Source organism: Thalassolituus hydrocarboniclasticus, from assembly GCF_025345565.1.
In the GTDB taxonomy this organism is placed as follows: Bacteria; Pseudomonadota; Gammaproteobacteria; order Pseudomonadales; family Oceanobacteraceae; genus Venatoribacter; species Venatoribacter hydrocarboniclasticus.
Window position 1 is genome coordinate 3504509 of the sequence record NZ_CP054475.1, and the last position, 19933, is coordinate 3524441.

A 19933-nucleotide genomic window follows, 5' to 3' on the forward strand; every position below is an offset into this window, starting at 1 on the left:
ACTGACTCCTCTCCCTGCCTGCCATAAACGGGCCGTTTGCAGCATGGTTGCGGAGTTCAGATTCAACCTATGGCAATACGCGCCGCACACTGTGCAAAACCTCGATTGCAGGAAACGATAAGACGAATTACGACGGGGATGATCACCGTTCGGGACGGCCTGGACACTAATAAGTACTTTATTATTTAAACCACCAGCGCCTGACTTATGACGCCAGACAGCCGGCGGTTTTAACCGCCGGGTAAAACGCTGCCAACGTTATCCTGTGCGGCCAACATACCATCCAGCAGGTTGTCGGCCCGGTCACGGCGCCAGTGACGCAACCAGGCAAAACCCGGTGCAAAATCCGGCGCCGGTGCGGCAGCCAGCTTACTGGCTGAAAGCGCAGGCGCCGGGCGCAGAACAGACTCACCAGACGGCACCACCAGCGCCCGTAAGCACTCACTGACATAACGGTGGGAATCGATATTATCCACCACCCACCACTCCGCCTGCAGGCGTTCGTGGGTGATATCCAGCAGCACATAGCCGCGGTAATAAAAATCGACAAAGTTAAGATGTGGCAGCAAGGCCTGCAGCGAACGGCTGGCCAGTTGCGCCTGGGTGTAGTTATCGATACCGGGCGAGGTGACTGCCGGAGTCACCAGTTCAATGCCCAGAGCCTTACCCGGCTCAGCGGCAAACGGATCGTCGTGCAACTCCATCGCCCAGCTGGAGTGTATATCGCCGGTCAGCACCACCCAGTTATCCACACCGGCTTTGCGCACCGTATCAAACAGACGCTGACGCGCCGCCGGATAACCATCCCACTGATCATAATTAAACGGCGTATCGTTGGTGCCGAGCTGGCCAACCATCACCTGCTGGCCCAGCAGTTTCCAGCGGATGTTTTCCTGCTGTGCACTGGTGAGTTTTTCACTCAGCCAGCTTTCCTGTTCATAACCGAGCAGCGTGCGCTCTTCACGGTTGCGGTCGGCATTGTCGGCAGCCTGCGCATCGCGTCCGGCCAGACGGGTATCGAGCAGGCTCAGGTCGAGCAGATCACCAAAACGGAAGTTGCGGTAAATGCCCTGCTGGCCGGCCTGCACTTCGCGGATCGGCATCCATTCCATATACGCCTGCACGGCACCGTTCAGGCGATCCTGCCAGCGTCCTTCTTCGCCTTCGGTATGGTTATCCGCGCCGCCGGGCCAGGCGTTATTCGCCACTTCATGATCGTCCCAGATCACCATAAAGGGATGCTGGCGGTGCACCTGCTGTAAATCGGCATCGGTCTTATAGCAGGCGTGGCGCTGACGATAATCTTCCAGCGTGATGATTTCACGTGGCGGCTGATTGATACGACCACTGCTCAGGCTGACATCAAGATTGGCGTATTCATAAATGTAATCGCCCAGATGCAGCACCACATCCAGATCGCTGCGCTGGGCCAGCTCTTTATACACATTGAAACAGCCTCGGGCGTAATCCGAGCAGGAGGTAAAAGCGATGCGCAGATGCTCTACCCGTCCCTGCGGCAAAGTGCGTGTACGGCCGATATCCGACATCTGCCCCAGCGCTTCAAATACATAGTAATAACTCTGCCCGGCCTGCAGGCCACCGGCATCAACCTTAACGGTAAAATCACGGCCGGCATCGGTATAACCAAAGCCTTCGTTAACCAGCTCACGCAATTGCGGATCACGGGCGATGCGCCAGCGGTAGGGAATACTGTAGGTTTCGGCCAGCGCCGGAGGGGTTATGCGGGTCCAGAGAATCACCCGGTCGGAGAGTGGATCACCACTGGCAACCCCGTGCTGAAACGGAAAAGCACTGGAGCGGGGCACCGCCATCAGGTCATCCTGTTGCGGCAAAAATGAGTCAGCCAGACCCGTGCCTGCCAGCGCCGGGCCAGCCGCTGCAGCCATTCCCAGAGAGGCCGCAGAGCGGGACGAATTAAGCAAAAAATTACGGCGCGTCAGGGTCATGGTGCTTTCCGCAGCAAAGACTGAACGCGGTCTATTTAATGAGCAGTGGATGACAGCGCGGTTGCGCTTTGCTGACCATCTGATTGCAGAAAGGTGACAGATTAGTGACCACCACAGTGGCTGGCCAATATTCAGCTATGCGCCAGACGCCGCATAAATTTGTAACACGAGCTGCTGTCGCAGAAACCGAGTAAATAGGCCAGCTCAGCAGCATTCATACCCTGAGCCTGCGGACTGCGTGCCAGCAAATAGTGATAGCTCAAACCAGAGACATACCTTAAGGGTTCATCACTTCATGATGGCCGTCCGGTAATGATCCAATCAAATATATCCATGACTGCAGAGACGTTTGGGAAGCTTTAACCATTCACATGGACAGATACACCAGCCCCTAGACAGAATCAAACATTGACTTTTACATCAACAACATCTCTATGAGACAATACATGTACATACAATAATCGTCGACTAAGCGTAAATGAATACTCCACCCGGGGTAGGTTCCGCTGATTGTCAGCTTATAGTTTTAAGGATTGTCTTTTGAAATACCGCGCCGAAATTGATGGATTGAGAGCGTTTGCTGTCATTCCTGTTATTCTATTTCATGCTGGCTTTGAATCATTCACCGGCGGATTTGTTGGGGTTGATATATTCTTTGTAATCAGCGGCTATCTGATTACCAGCCTTTTAATAAAAGATATAAATGAGAATCAATTCAGCTACGCAGATTTTTATGAGAGACGGGCTCGGCGAATACTACCTGCGCTTTTTATCGTCACAGCCGTTACAATCCCATTGGCATGGGGCATTCTGATACCAAGAGATCTTAAAGATTTCTTCCAGAGCGTTATCGCAGTAGGAACATTTTCTTCGAATATTCTTTTCTGGCAGGAAGCCGGTTATTTTGGCACCAGCAGTGAACTGAAACCTTTACTGCATACTTGGAGCCTTGCAGTAGAAGAACAATTTTATTTGTTATTTCCCGTATTCCTTACCTTTGCCTGGCGATATGGTAAAAGTAAAGTATTCTGGAGCATCTGTGCTATTGCAGTGATCAGCTTTCTGATCAGCGAAAACTGGTCGCGACATAATTCAACTGCCAACTTCTACCTGATTATAAGCAGAGCCTGGGAATTGTTAGCTGGTTCTATAGCAGCTTTTATTGTGCTAAAGCATGGTGTAAGAAAGAACGACCTTCTTGCTTTTTCAGGCCTTGGTTTAATCATATTTTCAATATTCTATTACGATGAGAGCACTCCATTTCCTGGAATCTACGCGCTATTGCCGGTTATTGGCTCAGTTCTGCTAATACTGTATGCACAGCAAGATACCTATATTGCCAAGTTACTGAGTATAAAAGTACTTGTCGGCATCGGACTTATCAGCTACAGCGCTTATCTATGGCACCAGCCAATCATTGCTTTGACAAAATATAAACTGGGAACAGAATTATCTTTGGATGTGAAAATATACACTCTCATTGCAACATTCATACTTACACTGATTACATACTATCTCGTTGAAAAACCAACAAGGAAGAAAGATTTTTTATCCCGCAAGAAATTTCTCTGCATCAGCGCTACCGCATTGACTACACTCGCTGCTTTTGGTGTTTTGTCTGCCAGCAATCATAAAGATGCTCTGGTTTTATTTAAACAGGATATTTATGCTGGTGAATTTGAACGGTCACTGCTAAAGAGCGAAGATCAATTTAAAATACAGAATGGTAACAATATATACATATGGGGCGACAGTTATGCCGATGCATTAACACACCCCCTTGCTGAAACATTATCTGAAATCAATATTGGTTTAATCGGATATATCAAACATGCGTGTCCGTCAATACTTGGAGTCATTCGTAACGAACCCAAAAGAGTGGGGGTCAGATTCTCAGAGAAATGTAGAAAACTTGTTGATTCGACTTTTGCAAAATTATCAAGTAACCATGACGCTACAGACTCAGGGAAGAAGATCATAGTTCTAACCTCTGCGTACCTATGGTATAGCAGCAGCTATAATATTGACGGTGAACCAATCCTTATTAATGACAACTCTGACGATAATGTATTTCTGAATATTCATTCTGCTCTGGAAAGAACTGTTCGGGATCTGAAAAGCCTAGGCTTCCATCCTATAGTTGTACTAAGCCACCCGCATTTCGATGATGTTGAGAACAAAATCCGGCTAGGCGAGCACGCATCCATCGCCGCATCTGTTGAAAACGCTGAAAAACTAAACGCAGCCATCAGCGAAAATTTGCAAGGCCTGGGTGTTAGCCTGATCGATCCAATTGACATCATATGTGAAAGAGACCAGCCGCAGTGCCATGCTTTCGATCCGGACAAAGAATTAATGAAAGTCTGGTATGACGGCACCCACCTGTCGAAACAGTCCGGATATTTGATTTCGTTGCGGATTAAAGAAATTGTTACGGAATTAAACAATCTGCATGCACAGGCTTTATAGCAAGACTCGTCTGAAGCTAGCTACCAGCCGGGAATGAGCGCAAACGCCGCATAAATTTGTAACACGAGCTGCTGTCGCAGAAACCGAGTAAATAGGCCAGCTCAGCAGCATTCATACCCTGAGCCTGCGGACTGCGTGCCAGCCGCAAACGCTGCTGGTTCAGAAGTTCGGTAAAGCTGGTGTGTTCGGATTTCAGGCGACGGAACAGTGTTGAACGGCTTAGGTGCACGGCGGTGCACACCGCCTGAATCTGACTGAATTTATGGATATCCTGCTCCAGCAATGCCAGCACCCGCAGACTGAGCGGCGCCTTGGCTGCCGTCTGTCCGGCGCTGTTTGCCTGCGCTGCTGACGACATGCCAGCCGACATCCCAAATACAGGCAACTGCTGCGCCCGCGCAGCCAGTAAATCGCGCAGATAGACATCCGCCGCCGGCAATGGATGCTGCAGCAGCGCGGCATCCAGCCACAAACGGTTAACGCCACCAGGCGCCCCGGTAAAACATATTCCGGGACCGAATGTCTGATAAAACAACGGGCTGTCGGCCGGCTCGGTACGGGCAAGTTCGGTTTTGCGCACCGGTAACAAACGGCGGTCATCTGCAACGTCAAACCCGGCCAGCACCGCGCCCCAGGCGAGCATCGCTGCCATGCTGCGCTCAACCGCAATCTGTGGATATGGCAGCAGAAATTCAAAGCGGATTTCCACGTCATCGCCGGCCGGCAACAACTGCCAGCGTTCGGCCGGGTTCAGCAGCTGGATATGATCAATAAAGGTGGTGAGTGCCTCGCCCAATGTAGCGCAATGCGCAATCCAGCGCGCCAGTAAGCCGCGGGCAGCAGGATTAACCTGCAGGCCAATCTTCAGCCCCAAAGCGTCATCGGTGCTGTTGTTGCGGGCTTCCGTCCACAGTGCACGCAGCGCACTTTCGGCCTGACGCTGCTCGTTAATTTCAACGCCTGCCACGGCCGCTTCTGCCGCGCTATCAGCTGACACCTGAGCGGACGCCAGCACGCCACGGCGCTGCAGCGCTTGCGCCAGATCTTTTACAGCCACCGCCGAAACGGTCAGTTCATTGCGGGGCATAGCCACTCAACACCAACAAGTTAACACCATTCAATCAATGCAGTTCAGACAGCCAAGAATGCCCGAAAGCCAGGCAAAAGTACCCTGTCTGCAACCAGATTCCATAACTCTGCAACCAGCTGCCTGAGCTGCCGCTCGCAAGCGGATTAGGATAAAGAGACCTACGAATAACCCAGAGCCCTGCAGGAGAAGCTTATGCAGCACCGCATTCAGAACGAGCAGCAACTGCGGCAATTAATCTCTGCGCCACCAGCGCTGTTGGAAAAGCGCGTACAGGCACAGCTGGATGCCTATTGCTTTGAGGTCATTAACCACGCCCGGGTGATGATCGTCGCCAGCGAAAGCGGCACTCCGGCATTACAGCCAGTGAGCCTGGCCCACTGCCAGCTGGAGGTTACTGCTAACAACGTACGCTTCTGCCTGCCCGAAACGGACGAACTGCCAGACCTGCAAACGGACAAGCAAGCAAATCATGGCCACAGCGGTCAGAACGCCAGTCTGTATTTTCTGATACCGGGTGTCGGCCATGCCCTGCGGGTCAACGGACGCCTGAGCCGGCCGTTACCCCGGGGACACTGGCAACTGCAGGTTAAAAGCGCCTATCTGCACTGCGCGCGTGCTGCTGTGCGCTCCGGTCTGTGGGACAGCGAGACAGAACACAGCGCTGCGATACCAGCCGACAGCACCGTGCTGAGCGACCGAAAAGAGTACCTGCAGCAGGCGATGTATCTGTTGCTGAAAACCTGCGACGCTCAGGGCATCACCTCCGTTTCACCACGCGGTGACGAAACCGGTGTTATCCGTATGCTGCCCGATGGCCGTTTATTTATGGCCGAACGACCGGGCAATAAAGTGGCGCTCAGCCTGCGCAACCTGCTGCAGAACCCGGCGCTGGAATTGCTGTTGCTGATTCCCGGCCAGCCACAGCTGCTGCATATCTGCGGCAGTGCGCAGCTGACAACCGAACCGCAGTTACTCACCGCCTGTGCCATTGGCGATAAAGTGCCAAAGCTGGGATTGCTGATTGAGCCGCAGACCATCCGCTTTACCAGCGCCAGCGCCCTGACCGACGCCGGATTATTTGATGCAGAGCATCAGGTAGAGGCCAAACAGCTGACACCTTTTGCCAAAGCACTGTCGGCGCATATGAGCGGCGAGGGATTAATGGGTAAGGCCACCCATCTGGTGGTCGATCAGGTGGTAAAACACGATCTGAAAAATCTGTATTAACCCTGCGCTCATTCCCTGCGACAACCTGTCACAGCGACAAAATAACCGTCAGGGCATATTCTGAAAACCTGTGTTCGGCAGTGCGCTATGAGGGTGGCAAGCTGTCGTCCGCCGGGTTTACCGGAGTGTTTGTGGTGCTGTCGTCTGATCAGAGCGGCGGCTGTCAGTCAGTAACTCCCGGCACAACTTAACGTTTCCACTCTTTGACAGGCGCAGCGTTTCCGGTCTGTACACCCCGTCCGCTGCGCCTGTTTTTTCTTATTCCCTTTTTCTTATCTTTTCCTTTTCCCTGTTTTCTCTCTGTACCCCCACTGCTTTGTCTTCCCACCACCCTGCCCCGCGGTTAGCATGACAGACTCTGAAAAAGCAGACCTGAAAAAGCCCCGTGCAGAATAGCGGGCTAATGGATACCGAATGAGCGAACAAGAAAAGAAAAACACCGGTCACAGTGCCAGCGAATGGCGTCACCTGTACTTTACCGGCATCAGCCGCGTCCCCCCGCAGGACATCAGCCTAAGCAACGAACAGATGCAGGCATTGCTGAGTATGGTGAATGCACCGGCAGCGATTTCCTGCCCGCGTGCCATTGACCCACAGTATTTAATTAATGAAAAAGGCACCACACCCTGGCTGGCACTCTATGCCCTGCTCGCCACCCGTGATCCGCAGGCGTTAACCGCCGTTGCCGAAGGCCAGAGCGCTATTCAGGTGCCGGCCGAATTTCTTGCCGGTACTTTCCACAGCCATGTGAACTGGCCTGCGGAAATGCTGGCACGCTACGATCTGAATCTGGATGGTTTTTATCTGTTTGCCATTCCTTTCCTGCTGCATCGTGATGCACCGGCGGTAACCGATCTGAGTCAGTCGGCCAAATCACCGGACGGCCAGCTGGAGATTTTTAATATTCAGGAATTCCGCGACGAATTTCCGGAACAGTGCCTGCTGGAATTCGGCATGCTGGTGAAGTTTATTCAGAGCAAGCGTCCGGATATTGTTGCTGCCCAGCCTTCCTGAACGGCACAGCTACCGTACAGGTTCTGGCTTTGGCCTGTACGGAACGGCCATATCCGCCCGGATTGCGGCCGTTTTCTCCCTCCCACAGACTGTCACAAAACGGTAAACTGGTACTCTGATAACAAAAACAATAAGCCGTACAGAACCATGACATCCCCTGTATTGAATCTGCGCCGCTGGGCTGGTGCCTGGCAGCAATGGTCGCTGGATAAACAACTGACCCTGCTGTTCCCCGCCGGCATCCTGCTGTTTGCCCTGCTGTTTGGTGATATCCGCCAATGGCAGCCGGCTGACAATAAAGCCGCATTAACCGGCACGGGTATTTTCTTTTTATTAATTGCCCTTACCCGCCTGGCACTGGCGCGCAATGCATTAAGTACGCGTTATGAATGGCTGCTGCGCGAACTGTGGCCTGTACCGGCGATGCTGCTGGGTTATCTGCTGATGCGTTTGCTGCGCCTCGAACTGGCGATTGATGCTCTGGGCATTGAGCTGATGGACCCGCAGATGATTGCCTTTGATACCGCGCTGTTCGGCCAGCCACTGCCGCTGCTGATTCAGCATTGGGTCAGCCCGGCCATGACCCTGCTGATGGAAAGCGCCTACCTGCACTTTTATTACGCCGTACCCATCGGCTCGCTACTGTGGCTGTTTTATTACCGGGCAGAGCAGCCGGCGGCATTTATTCTTGTGCGTCAGGGGATTATCTACACACTGGTCGCAGGCTGGCTGCTGTATCTGCTGGTGCCGGTTATCGGCCCGGGTCAGTGGCTGGAAACAGCCTTTACCGTCAGCCTCGGCACCCAGGATGGTCTGGTCTACGACGCGGTCAACAGCTTCCGCTATGCCTACGACTGCTTTCCCAGTCTGCATACCGCCGTGCCCTGGGTAACGCTGCTGTTGTGCTGGCGCTGGTACTCCTGGCCATTGCGCGTTCTGGTGTTGCTGATGACCCTGAGCATTACCCTTTCCACCCTCTATCTGCGCTATCACTACGCAGCCGATGTTATTGCCGGTGTAGTGCTGGCCGTTATCGTGGCGCAGCTCCTCAGCCGTCAACAGGCAGGAACATTGCGCCCACTGATCAGCGCGGCATAAACACAGAGCGAAAAAGGCCGTCAAGCCTTCTTTCGCCGATTGTGCATAAGTTCTTTCTGTCAACCCTGAAGTTTTACACAGAAGCTGTGGATATTTCTGTGCATAGTCTTTTGAGAACTGCCCTGAGTGCAGTAAATACGCCAGCCGGTAAAAAACGTGTGTTTTTTACACAGCCAGAAAAAAGTGAAAATTTCTTTATTTTTCAAGGCACGGCAAGGGTTGCCGCTGGATCATAAAAAAATCCCCGGAGCAAGCACAGAAGCATCAGGCATTTTCCGCCAGCGGGATAAGACCGCGGGCGACATGGGGACAAAGCTGACATTGAATCCACAGAATCTGTGGATAACTAACTGGATAAGTTGGCGATAAGCGGGCCGGAGCCATAGCCTGTGGGGGTTGCTGAAAAGCGTTGGTTTTTTAGACGATCCGGCGCAGTTATTGCTCAGCCGCCAGCTGCAACCGTTCCCAGCTCTGAATCACCTGTTTGCGCAGCGGCCCCCAGCGATAACCGCCCAGCGCCCCGCTCTGCTGAATCACCCGGTGGCAGGGAATAATAAAAGCCACAGGGTTAGCACCAACGGCGTTACCGATGGCCCGTGCCGCCGTTGGCTGACCCAGCTGTGTGGCCAGCTGGCCATAGCTGAGCGCATGGCCGGCAGGAATGGTTAATAACGCGCGCCAGACCGCCAGCTGAAAATTGGTGCCGCGCACATGCAGCGACAACGGCGCGCCAGCATCACTGCGCTTGCCGGTGAACAGCGTGGCGACCAGCTGTTGTGCGGCGGCGTTGTCTTCACACAGCTCAGCCTGCGGCCACTCAGCCTGTAGCGCGGCCAGCTCTTCGGCGGCATTGAGTTCCTGATGTTGCTGATGATGTTGCTGCTGTGAATCTGGTTCATCTTCTCCTGTTGCAATAAAAGCAGCACGGCATAAGCCACGCGGTGTTTGTGCAATAAACATCGGGCCAAAGGGCGTGTCTGCCACGCCGTAACGGATGGTCAGCCCGGCGCCGGCGCGCTGATATTCACCCGGCGTTACCGCTTCCAGCTGAACAAAATGATCGTGCAGCCGGCTGCTGCCGCTTAAGCCCAGCTCATCGGCCGCTTCCAGTAAGGGCAGCTGCTGGCGCAGCAGGAATTTACCGCGCTCCAGTGTTAATACCTGCAGAAAACGCTTGGGGCTGGTGCCCGCCCACTGGCTGAACAAACGCTGAAAATGAAAAGGGCTGAGATTAACCGCCGCGGCGATATCCTCCAGCGACGGCTGCTCGCGGGCATGTTGCGTAATAAAACGGATAGCCGTTGCGATCCGTTGATAGTCAGACATAAGCAGCTCCGCGCCGGTTGAATTGATTCTCTTCATCATAAAAATCCGGGCCACGAACACAACCCGGATCTTGCGCTTAGCGGATACCGGCGCGACGGATTTTTCTGACATTGATATTCATCAGATGACGCAGCAGATAACGGTACAGAATGCGTTTCAGCCCACGCAGGTTAGTACCCATCGCCGCGTAAAATTCATCCGGCGTGCTATAAACGCCGTAGTCGTCGGCAATGCCTTCTTTCTGAATATAGGTATTACCGCCCTGCCAGTCGTTCTGTGGTTTTTGCAGACAAGGCGTGGCAATGCCATAACCACTGAAAGCTTCACACTCGCTGGCAAAGGCTTTCTGCACCTGCTGCAAATACGGCTGGTCGATAATATAACCCTCTATTTCCAGCCAGCGGCCATCGTAATAGATTTCGACCCAGCTGTGCAGAATACGCGCGGGTGCAAAGGCGAACATCCACAGCGGAATTGCGCCCTTCTGCAGCTCGTTATAAATGGTAAAGCCGTGGAAACGGGCAGGAATGCCCAGCGCGCGTAACAGCGCCATCAGCAGCGTACCCTTGGTATTGCACTGGCCATAACCATCGCGCAGCACTTCACTGGCACTGAGGCTATCATCGGCGTTGTAGCCAAAGCGGATATCGTCGCGCACAAAACGATAAACCTCTGCAATCTGCTGGCGGGTATCCAGCTGGTGCCAGCCCTGTTGCTGAATCAGCTGCTGAATGGCCGGATGCCGGTAATCCAGCATGCGGGTTGTGGCCAGATAGCTATCTGCTGTGTTTGTTGTGTTGTCAGCCATGGTGTACCTCCTGTTTTTTTACCAGACTAGCGCCGGCACAGGCTGATAACTTGAATAAACTGGCTGACTTGTTCGTGTGATTTATGGTGCTGATTAATGGTGGTGATTAATTGCGGGCCAGCTGCACCGCCTCACGCACCGATAACCCAAAATGACGACGGAAAGTCCGGCTAAGATGAGCACTGTCGGCAAAGCCCGCATCCTGCGCTGCTGTGGTCGCACTCTTCCCCTGATGTAACGCCTGCACCGCACAGAGCAGGCGGCGCCATAGCAGATAGGGCCGCCAGGGCATGTGCATCTGCTCACGGAACAGATGCAGAAAACGGCTCTCCGACAACGCCAGTCCGGCGGCAATATCCCGCGCACGCCATTGCGAAGGTTTTATGCAGCCGCCGTTAAAACACTGATCCAGTTGCTGCTGCAGACGCAGCAGGCGGCTGTCGGTTATTTGCAGATTAAATGCCTGTTTATCAAGCCCCAGCAGATGGCTTAACGCCGCCAGTAACTCTGCGCTGTCCGGCGCAGATGCCGGGCCAGACAGGGATACCAACAGCTGGCCGTTCATGTGTTGCAAAGCATGTTTACCGGCGACAGACAGAGGCTCCAGCAAAATAATCCAGCACTGTTCAGCAGCCAGATCGTGCTCCGCTTGCGGTGCAATCAGCAATGGGCCTGTGCCTTTTTCAGCGTTCAGTTGCCAGTGGCCCTGCGCGCCGGGCCACACCAGTTGCAGAGCCGCGTGTTGGTGTTTATCGGCAAGTATTTGCGGGCTGTAAAAGGCCAGAATACCGGGTTTAATAATCAGCACGGAAATTGTTTACGCCGTGATTAAAGAATTAAGCGCCATACAAACGCAGCGCTTCGGCAATAGCCGTATGATCAGGCGTGATATCCAGCGCATCCAGTTCCGACAAGGGTTGCCAGAATACGGCTTCAGCCTCGTGCGCCTGAATATCCCCGCTCCATTCTGTGACCAGATAATAATGCAGTAATTGCAGTTCATCAGTTGGGTGCAGCAGCGAACAGACGTAGCGGGCATTGCGCGGCTGAATACCCAGCTCTTCGTCCAGCTCACGTATTAATGTGTCGTGCTGATGTTCGCCCTCTTCCATATGCCCGCCCGGCACCATCACCAGTCCCGGATCGATTTCTTTATCGTCGCGGCGTTTTTCCAGCAACACACAACCATCGCGCAGCAGAATAAATGACACGCAGGGTGCGAAAGGCTGAGGAATAATAGCAACAGACATGGCGGTATCCTGACTGAATGAACGGGCGTGACGACTCCGGGGCTATCTTATAACCAGCCAGCGTCGATTCAGCAAGTTACCCAGAGGTTCCGCTGCCAGCCCGCAGAACATCCGGACTGCACAGCGGAATAAACATCAGGCCATTGCAATGGCCTGAGCTACCGTTGCCGGTGTGGTTAATAACGCGGTATCAAACACGCCCTGCCGCCGTGCCGGATCGAGCAGATTCCAGCCAAAAGCCTGTAAGTCATCTTCGTTCGGTTCGATACGGATTACCCGTTTGCCAGCAGCACGCAGCATGGCTTCTTCGCGATCAACAATACGTGTCATCCCCTTGCGGGCGTAACGCTCAACGGCATTAAAAATACTGCCGGATTTGCCCGGCCAGCGCGATGCCATCGGCGCAATAATAATGACCTCATCGACGTCTTCATTAACCAATAAATCCGCCGACGCCGGTGACACAATACCGCCATCCAGATAAGTATTCCCCTGAATATTCACTGGCGGACAACAGCCCGGCACTGCATAGGAAGCACACACCGCACGCGATAATGGCACCTGAGTAAAATCCTCTGCCTGACTACCAATGGCACGGCGTGCGGCGGTTTTTGTATCCACCGCCATCAGCCAGAGTTTTTTCTGTGTTTTCTGTCCGGCCTGCAGCGCTTGTGGCCAGGCATCTCCGGCCGATGCCGACTGAATAAGGCGTACAAAGCCCGACATATCGGTACGGCCACGGGGCAGTATTCCGCAGATTCCGGTGAGTAAGCTGACTTCGCGGTTTAAGGCTTTTTTAAATAATGCCGGGCCACTGAATTTCCATTGTGGCCAGGGTGGTAATTTACCGCCGGAGTCGGTGGCGTGATTCCAGCAACAGCCTTGCTGTGGCTCATTATTTTGCGCAGCGACTAAGCGTTCCAGACTGACACCACTGGCCAGCAGTGCAGCCAGCACTGCCCCCACCGAAGTGCCGACCATAATATCGGCATCGGCCGGATTCCAGTTCAGCTGTTTGCTCACCGCCTGCAGTGCAGCAATGCTCCAGGCGCCGCCGGCAACGGCACCACAACCCAACACCAACGCCCGTTTTGGCTGAGTCATACGCTGGCCTCCGTGGCTTTTTTACGCCGCGCTGTCGTTTTTTTCTGGCTGCTGGCGGTTATGTTCCGGGCCGCCCAATCAACCTTTGCCAGCCCCACATAAGATGCCATATCAAAGCGACCTAACAATTTACGCATACGGTAAGTGCTCCAGGGAAAACCAATACTGTTTTTGCCATTCTGGTCGAGGTAATAACTGGAGCAGCCGCCGGTATTCCAGACTGTGCCCTGCAGTTCCTGCTGCACCTGTTGGTTATAACCCTGCTGTACCTCAGCTTTCACTTCCAGCGTTTGCAGCTGATTTCGTTGCATGGCTTTTATCGCACCCATGATGTATTTGATCTGCGCTTCGATCACGATAAAAGCCGAGTTATGCCCAATGGCCAGATTAGGGCCAAGAATTAAAAAGAAATTCGGAAAGTTATGAATACAGGTGCCACGGTAAGCCTCCGGACTGCCCTGCCAGACATCATCCAGCGAGCGACCATCGCGACCATGCACATGGCGGGCGACAGGCACATCGGATACATGGAAACCGGTACCCAGAATAATCACATCCACTTCGGCTTCGCTGCCATCCTGACCCACCACTGTATTACCACGGATTTCTTTCACACCGGTGGCCAGCACCTCAACGTTGCTTTTCGCCACCGCCGGATAATAATTATTCGACAGCAATACGCGCTTACAGCCCATGGTGTAATCCGGGGTTAATTTACGGCGCAATTCCGGATCTTTAATTTTGCGCTTAATGTGCGCACTGGCGATTTTTTGCATCCACTTTAATAGCAGCGGCTTACGGAAGCCGACGCCGAAGGCTTCAAAACCGGTGTAAATGAGTTTACGCCAGCTGTTCAGGGTTAACGGCAGACGGAAAAAAGCCCGCTCAATGGCCGGAATACGGTGATCGGGTTTGGGCAGAATCCATTGTGGCGTGCGCTGGAAAATACTCAGCTTGCCAACTTTTGGCTGTATTTCCGGTACAAACTGAATAGCCGAGGCGCCGGTGCCGATCACCGCCACGCGCTTTCCGCTTAAATCACAGTCGTGATTCCAGCGTGATGAATGAAATACCTCGCCGTTAAATTCATTAAGCCCAGGCAACTTCGGCATGATGGGCTCATGCAGATAACCCACCGCCGAAATGACTTTGTTGGCCGTCAGCTCGGTTTTAACATCGCCCTCTGCGGTTTTAATTAACCACTGCTGAGACTCTTCCTGCCAGAAACTGTCTTCCACTGCGATGCCATAGCGGATAAAAGGCGTGATACCAAAACGCTCTGCTGTGCTGCGCACATAACTGAGAATTTCCGCCTGCGGCGCAAAGGCGCGGCTCCAGTCTGGTTTCTGCGCAAACGAATACGAGTACAGCGCCGAAGGCACATCGCAGGCACAGCCCGGATAGGTATTGTCGCGCCAGCAACCACCCAGATCCGGGTATTTTTCCAGAATCAGAAAATCGCTGAAGCCCTGCTCCAGCAGTTTAATCGCAGCACCGATACCGCTGACCCCGGCCCCGATGATGATGGTATCCCAGTGTGTTTTCTTCATTATTATTGTTCCTGGCCTCTGATCCGGGCAGTTTGGGTGAAAATGCGGAAGATCCTCTGCTGGCAGCTCAAAGATGATAAATCATTCCGTTTTAGCCAGACTACCCAAAGCAGAATGGGGCGTCAATTTTGAACCATCGGCCACGACACCCGCCCGGCAGACGCCAGCCCGCACAAAGTCTGGGCTGGCGGGTAGTAATTGGTAGCCGCAGGTGAATTTGTGTCAGCACACCGGGCTCTGGCGGCCGCATATTGTCCGCAAAGCACAGCAGATAACACGGCTCTCTTTTCGCAATGGCAGCTGCACATTATCTGAGCAGAGAAATCTCTGAATCTGGCATTTTTGCCACAGAGTGTGCGCCATAAAGCTATTAACGCGCCGCGGTTTTAAATCCATACTGCTGCGCTCACCCGAAGCTGTGCAGCATTATTCCGAGGCCCCGAACATGCCCATCCGCAAAAAATACCGTTACGACAATGGTGAGCATTCCGTAACCGGCACCCGTGTCGGCCGTTTTAATCTGGGCATCAATACCACTTTTATTGTTTATCGTATTGGCGACACGCTGATTGATACCGGTCCGTCTAATCAATGGCGTGAAGTAAAACAGGTGCTACAGGAAGATCATCAACAAACAGCGCTGCGTCAGCTGTTAATTACTCATCACCATGAAGATCATAGTGGTAATGCCCAGCGAATCAGTCAGCTGACCGGCGTACTGCCCCACGCACCGGTACAGGGGCAGGAAAAACTGGCGCGTGGCTACCGCACACCATTACTGCAGAGAATCATCTGGGGCAGCCCGCGGCCGGTAGCAACTCAGGCTTTGCATAACGACCTGACGCTGAGCGATGGCAGTCCGGTTATTCCTGTACACACCCCGGGTCACGCCAAAGATTTAACCTGCCTGTTTCTGCCACAACAGAAGTATTTATTCAGCGGCGATATGTATATTTCCAAGTCGCTGAAATATCTGCGCATTGATGAACATCTGGGCGAACTGATTCACAGTCTGGATAAATTACTGGCGCTGGATTTTGAAATTTTATTCTGCCCGCACCGCGGTATTGTCGAAGACGGCAAAGCAGCATTACAGGAAAAGCGCGACAATCTTTACCAGCTGTGTAAACAGGCACAGCAGTTACAGCAGCAGGGGTTAAAAGAAGAAGAGATTGTTATCCGGATTCTCGGCCCGGAAGACTGGCTGGCGAAAATATCAGGTTACAACATATCCAAAACCAATCTTATCCGGCAGGCGCTGGCCTATTCCTTATAAATATATGTAATCCGCTGCCAAAAAAGGCGGAACAGGGGTCATCAGGATTGCAGTGGATCGTTGATTTGGTTATAAATTGCGGCCCAATCAAACAAGGACGTATCCGGATGAATCCATCTGTTTCCCCTGATGTCAGCAACGCTGGCGAAACCCGTACCCTGCCGGTAGTATTTTCCGGTAAAAAAGGTGAGTACCTGAAGCTCTGGCTGGTAAATATGCTGCTCAGCATTCTGACGCTGGGCATTTACAGCGCCTGGGCCAAAGTTCGTAACACCCAATACCTCTACGGCCACACTCAGGTCGAAGGCCATCGTTTACAGTATCTGGCGACACCTCTGCAGATTCTGCGTGGCCGTATTATCGCGGTTATTCTTTTTGGCTTGTACGTATTGCTGTCCAGCATGCATCCGGTTGCCAATCTGGTGCTGATGCTGCTGTTGCTGGCTGCCATGCCGTGGCTGCTGATTCAGGGTCTGCGTTTCAGCCTGCGCATGACCGCTTACCGTAACGTGCGCTTTTCCTTTAATGCCAATTACGGCGGCGTATTACTGCATTTTATTCTGCTGCCTATTCTCGGTGCCCTGACCTTCGGTCTGGCCATGCCATGGGTTATCCAGCGCCTGCAGAAATACGTTCATGAATCCATCAGCTTTGGCGGTCATAATTTCAGCCTGAATTCTTCGGCGGGTTATTACTACAAAGCGGTATTTGCCTGCATTGGTCTGGCTATTCTGTACTTTATTGCCCTGGCTATTCTGGGCAGCGGTGTATTTGCAGCATTGGCTGCCGAAAATCCTGCGGCAATAGGCGGTATGATCATCATCATGATCAGCTACTTTATGTTTGGTTATGTGATTGCTGCGGTGTACCAGAGCATGATCCGCAACCATGTAATGAACAACCTGAGCATCGATGGCGTAGTATCATTTAATTCCAGTGTTGTGGCCATGCCTTATGTCTGGCTGATGCTGTCCAACGCTCTGTTGCTGATCTTTACTCTGGGCCTGGCTTATCCGGTAACACAAATCCGTAAAAACAAGTTTCTTGCGGATGCCACACTGGTTAATCTGCAACCAGCCGCAGATCATCTGGTGAATACCGTCAGCGATCAGGATTCTGCTTTTGGCGAAGAAGCCGCCGGTCTGTTTGACGCGGACCTGTCACTGACCTGATTCATCCGTAAATCCAAAGGGAGAAGCCCGCATGGCAACCGATAGCTCACCCATTGCGGGCACCTTCCAGCTGGCCGGTCGTGCAGAAGCACACCCGGCCAGTGCCCGTATTAATGATAATGGCAGCGTACAGATTATCGCCGCCAATGATCAGCGCCCACTGCATTACAGCAATGCTCAGGATATGCAGTATGGCGATATTATTCCCGGCCTGCCGGCCGAATTAATCTTTGCTGACGGCGCCCGTTTTATTCCCAACGATGCGTCTTTCCGCTGGCCGGGTTTATCTGGCGCCAAACGTTTACCCGCCTGGCTTGAAACCCACTGGGTAGCCGTACTGGCCGCAGTTATTCTGGTTCCGGGCTTTGTCTGGCTGATGGTGCACAAGGTGATTCCTTCCGCCGCCAGTGCCAGCGTGCAATATTTGCCCGATTTTGTTGCAGTCGAACTGGGGTCGCAGACAATGGATCTGCTTGACCGCTTTTATATGGAACCCACTCAGGTCAGCGACGAGCAACAGGAAAAAATCACCGCCGACTGGCACGCCATTCTGCAGCGACTGGAACTGCCAGAGGATAAATTCCGCTTATATTTCCGCGCCAGCAGTATCGGCGCCAATGCCTTTGCCCTGCCCGACGGCAGCGTGATTCTGACCGACGGAATTGTTGAGTTAATGCAGGATCACCCGGAACAGCTTAATGCAGTTCTGCTGCATGAGATTGGCCATGTTGAACATAAGCACAGCTTAAAAACACTGGCGCAGGCTACGGCAACCACCATGATGTTTGCCATGATGTTCGGCGATATCGACGGTGCCGGCGAACTGATTTTGGGTGCCGGAACCAGCTTGCTGCAGAGCGCATTCTCACGCGATATGGAGCGCGAAGCCGATGCTTATGCCTATACCCAATTGCATAAAATCGGTCATTCACCGGTAGATTTTGCCAACGCCATGCGCGCACTGATGAAATCTCATGGTGCCAGCGATGAACAACTGCAGGGCAATGGGAGCGGTGAAGACAACGGTAAGGAATTACTGGAATATCTGAGTTCACACCCGGATACATTAGAGCGGATTAAAGCTGCTGAAGAATGGCAGCCAGACACAAAATAATGCTCTGATTGCGGTGACGAAAAAAGCGATACCGGTAAACAGGTATCGCTCTTTCGCAGTTTACTGCGCTCTCATGCTGCTTATTGCGCACTCTTGTTTCTTATTGCGCAGCAATCACCGCCATGGTCAGACGAGAAATACAGCTCAGCTTGCCTTCGGCATTATTAATACGGATTTCCCAGACCTGAGAAGTACGGCCTTTGTGCACCAGCTTAGCAATGCCGGTTAAGGTGCCGGAACGTACGCCACGCAGGTGGTTGGCATTAATTTCCTGACCCACCGCATACTCTTTACTGTTATCCAGACACAGATTCGCTGCCATACTGCCCAGAGTTTCGGCAAATAATACATTGGCGCCGCCATGCACCAATCCGACCGGCTGAAAGGTACGCTCATCGGCCGGCATGGTTCCGACCACATAGTCGTCACCCGCTTCGGTGATAACAATGCCTAAATTACTGCAGGCGGTATTTTCCATCTGGCGGTTCATATCCGCGATGTCGGGGGTGGCAAACCAGATACTGCTCATCAAAACCTCTGCTTTTGTGTGTTTGTTGTATTTCTGCAGATAAGTTTTTTATCAGAAAGCCCGGGGCCATGCACCCCGACTTTAGCCTCCGCTGGCGAACGGTCTGTATCAGGCCTGCATCCAGCCCAGATTTTGCTGTGCATAACGCTGCGCCAGCGGCATATCCAGCGCATAAGCCTCAGCCAGTAACTGCGCATCCGCCAGCAACTCCACCGCACCACAGGCCAGCACCTCACCGTGACGTAAGATCAGCACACGATCGGCCCAGGAAGCCGCCAGACTGATATCGTGCATCACCGCCAGTACCGCCACGCCCAGCCCGGCAAATTCACCGACACGCTGCATTATGCTGTGCTGATGGGCCGGATCGAGGGCTGAGGTGCATTCGTCGAGCAATAAATAGCGTGGCAGTTCGCGGCCATCGGCATTTTTTTCTGGCACCCAAATCTGCGCCAGTACCCGTGCCAGCTGCACTCTCTGCTGTTCGCCGCCGGATAACCCGGAATAACTGCGCCGGCGCAGATGCCAGACATCGGCACACTGCATAGCCGCCCGCTGCAGTTCTGCACTGTGAAATTCGTCACCATGAGGCGCACGCCCCAGAGCCACGACCTGATCAACCCGGAACGGAAATGCCAGCTCAACTTTTTGCGGCATTACCGCCATCTGCCGTGCACGTTCAGCACCGTTCCAGAATTTAAGCGATAAATGATCAAGAATAATATCGCCGCTATAATCGCTGAGCTCACCGCAAAGGCATTTTAACAACGTGGATTTACCGGCACCGTTAGCGCCTAATACAGCCAGTTTTTCGCCATAACCCAGATGCAGGTTAATTCCGCTCAGCAAAGTTTTCGGCAACCGTCCTGTGGCACTCCCCACACTCACACTAAGATTTTTTACATTCAGCATTATCTGCTCCTGTTGCAGCCAGAGAAC

Annotated in this window: 18 protein-coding genes; 7 read left to right on the forward strand and 11 right to left on the reverse strand. The window is 53.0% G+C overall.

The genetic code is table 11. The features are described 5' to 3' along the window. Positions 1-230: 230 nt before the first annotated feature. Positions 231-1967: an alkaline phosphatase D family protein gene (locus HUF19_RS15660; RefSeq protein ID WP_260997495.1), complete on the reverse strand. Its 1737-nt coding sequence runs from the start codon at positions 1965-1967 to the stop codon at positions 231-233. A 131-nt stretch (positions 1968-2098) separates the two neighbouring features. Then, entirely contained in the window at positions 2099-2230 is a 132-nt protein-coding gene (locus HUF19_RS15665) for a hypothetical protein (protein WP_260997496.1), read from the reverse strand. Between the two features lie 277 nt (positions 2231-2507). Here HUF19_RS15665 and HUF19_RS15670 point away from each other — a divergent pair, with 277 nt between their 5' ends. Then, positions 2508-4436: an acyltransferase family protein gene (locus tag HUF19_RS15670; protein ID WP_260997497.1), complete on the forward strand. Its 1929-nt coding sequence runs from the start codon at positions 2508-2510 to the stop codon at positions 4434-4436. A 16-nt stretch (positions 4437-4452) separates the two neighbouring features. Here the strand turns inward: HUF19_RS15670 and HUF19_RS15675 are convergent, their stop codons facing one another. Continuing rightward, the gene (locus HUF19_RS15675; protein WP_260997498.1) at positions 4453-5523 is read right to left on the reverse strand and encodes an AraC family transcriptional regulator; all 1071 of its coding nucleotides are present in this window, start codon (positions 5521-5523) and stop codon (positions 4453-4455) included. A 195-nt stretch (positions 5524-5718) separates the two neighbouring features. Here HUF19_RS15675 and HUF19_RS15680 point away from each other — a divergent pair, with 195 nt between their 5' ends. From HUF19_RS15680 to HUF19_RS15690, 3 genes are all read left to right on the forward strand, one after another. Next, complete coding sequence (locus tag HUF19_RS15680; RefSeq protein ID WP_260997499.1) at positions 5719-6753, forward strand: PNPOx family protein; 1035 nt, start codon at positions 5719-5721, stop codon at positions 6751-6753. A 414-nt stretch (positions 6754-7167) separates the two neighbouring features. Beyond that, positions 7168-7767 (forward strand): hypothetical protein, encoded by a 600-nt coding sequence (locus HUF19_RS15685; protein ID WP_260997500.1) that lies wholly within the window; start codon positions 7168-7170, stop codon positions 7765-7767. 147 nt (positions 7768-7914) lie between these two features. Next, on the forward strand, positions 7915-8865 hold the full coding sequence (locus HUF19_RS15690) for a phosphatase PAP2 family protein (protein ID WP_260997501.1): 951 nt from the start codon (positions 7915-7917) through the stop codon (positions 8863-8865). Positions 8866-9300: 435 nt separating this feature from the next. Here HUF19_RS15690 and HUF19_RS15695 read toward each other — a convergent pair whose 3' ends face one another. The 6 genes from HUF19_RS15695 to HUF19_RS15720 form a co-directional block, all read right to left on the reverse strand. Continuing rightward, the gene (locus HUF19_RS15695; protein WP_260997502.1) at positions 9301-10191 is read right to left on the reverse strand and encodes a methylated-DNA--[protein]-cysteine S-methyltransferase; all 891 of its coding nucleotides are present in this window, start codon (positions 10189-10191) and stop codon (positions 9301-9303) included. A gap of 76 nt (positions 10192-10267) precedes the next feature. Further along, on the reverse strand, positions 10268-10999 hold the full coding sequence (locus HUF19_RS15700) for a transglutaminase-like domain-containing protein (protein WP_260997503.1): 732 nt from the start codon (positions 10997-10999) through the stop codon (positions 10268-10270). 106 nt (positions 11000-11105) lie between these two features. Continuing rightward, a complete protein-coding gene (locus HUF19_RS15705) occupies positions 11106-11807 on the reverse strand; it encodes an AraC family transcriptional regulator (protein WP_260997504.1) in 702 nt (233 codons plus the stop codon). Positions 11808-11835: 28 nt separating this feature from the next. Continuing rightward, a complete protein-coding gene (locus tag HUF19_RS15710) occupies positions 11836-12249 on the reverse strand; it encodes an NUDIX hydrolase (RefSeq protein ID WP_260997505.1) in 414 nt (137 codons plus the stop codon). A 135-nt stretch (positions 12250-12384) separates the two neighbouring features. Next, on the reverse strand, positions 12385-13353 hold the full coding sequence (locus tag HUF19_RS15715) for a patatin-like phospholipase family protein (protein WP_260997506.1): 969 nt from the start codon (positions 13351-13353) through the stop codon (positions 12385-12387). After that, complete coding sequence (locus HUF19_RS15720) at positions 13350-14903, reverse strand: flavin-containing monooxygenase (protein WP_260997507.1); 1554 nt, start codon at positions 14901-14903, stop codon at positions 13350-13352. The genes HUF19_RS15715 and HUF19_RS15720 overlap by 4 nt, the downstream gene beginning before the upstream one ends. 445 nt (positions 14904-15348) lie before the next feature. On the opposite strand from HUF19_RS15720, the gene HUF19_RS15725 reads away from it, so the two are divergent. The 3 genes from HUF19_RS15725 (at position 15349) to HUF19_RS15735 (ending at position 18465) form a co-directional block, all read left to right on the forward strand. Further along, positions 15349-16179 carry an MBL fold metallo-hydrolase gene (locus HUF19_RS15725; protein ID WP_260997508.1) on the forward strand — a complete coding sequence of 277 codons (831 nt, stop codon included), beginning with the start codon at positions 15349-15351 and terminating at the stop codon, positions 16177-16179. Between the two features lie 107 nt (positions 16180-16286). Beyond that, the gene (locus HUF19_RS15730) at positions 16287-17351 is read left to right on the forward strand and encodes a YjgN family protein (protein WP_260997509.1); all 1065 of its coding nucleotides are present in this window, start codon (positions 16287-16289) and stop codon (positions 17349-17351) included. Positions 17352-17382: 31 nt separating this feature from the next. Then, positions 17383-18465, forward strand: coding sequence for a M48 family metallopeptidase (locus HUF19_RS15735; RefSeq protein ID WP_260997510.1), 1083 nt, complete (start codon positions 17383-17385; stop codon positions 18463-18465). A 100-nt stretch (positions 18466-18565) separates the two neighbouring features. On the opposite strand, the gene HUF19_RS15740 is transcribed toward HUF19_RS15735, so the two are convergent. Further along, complete coding sequence (locus HUF19_RS15740; protein ID WP_260997511.1) at positions 18566-18994, reverse strand: hotdog fold thioesterase; 429 nt, start codon at positions 18992-18994, stop codon at positions 18566-18568. A 108-nt stretch (positions 18995-19102) separates the two neighbouring features. Continuing rightward, the gene (locus HUF19_RS15745) at positions 19103-19906 is read right to left on the reverse strand and encodes a heme ABC transporter ATP-binding protein (RefSeq protein ID WP_260997512.1); all 804 of its coding nucleotides are present in this window, start codon (positions 19904-19906) and stop codon (positions 19103-19105) included. Positions 19907-19933: the final 27 nt, after the last annotated feature.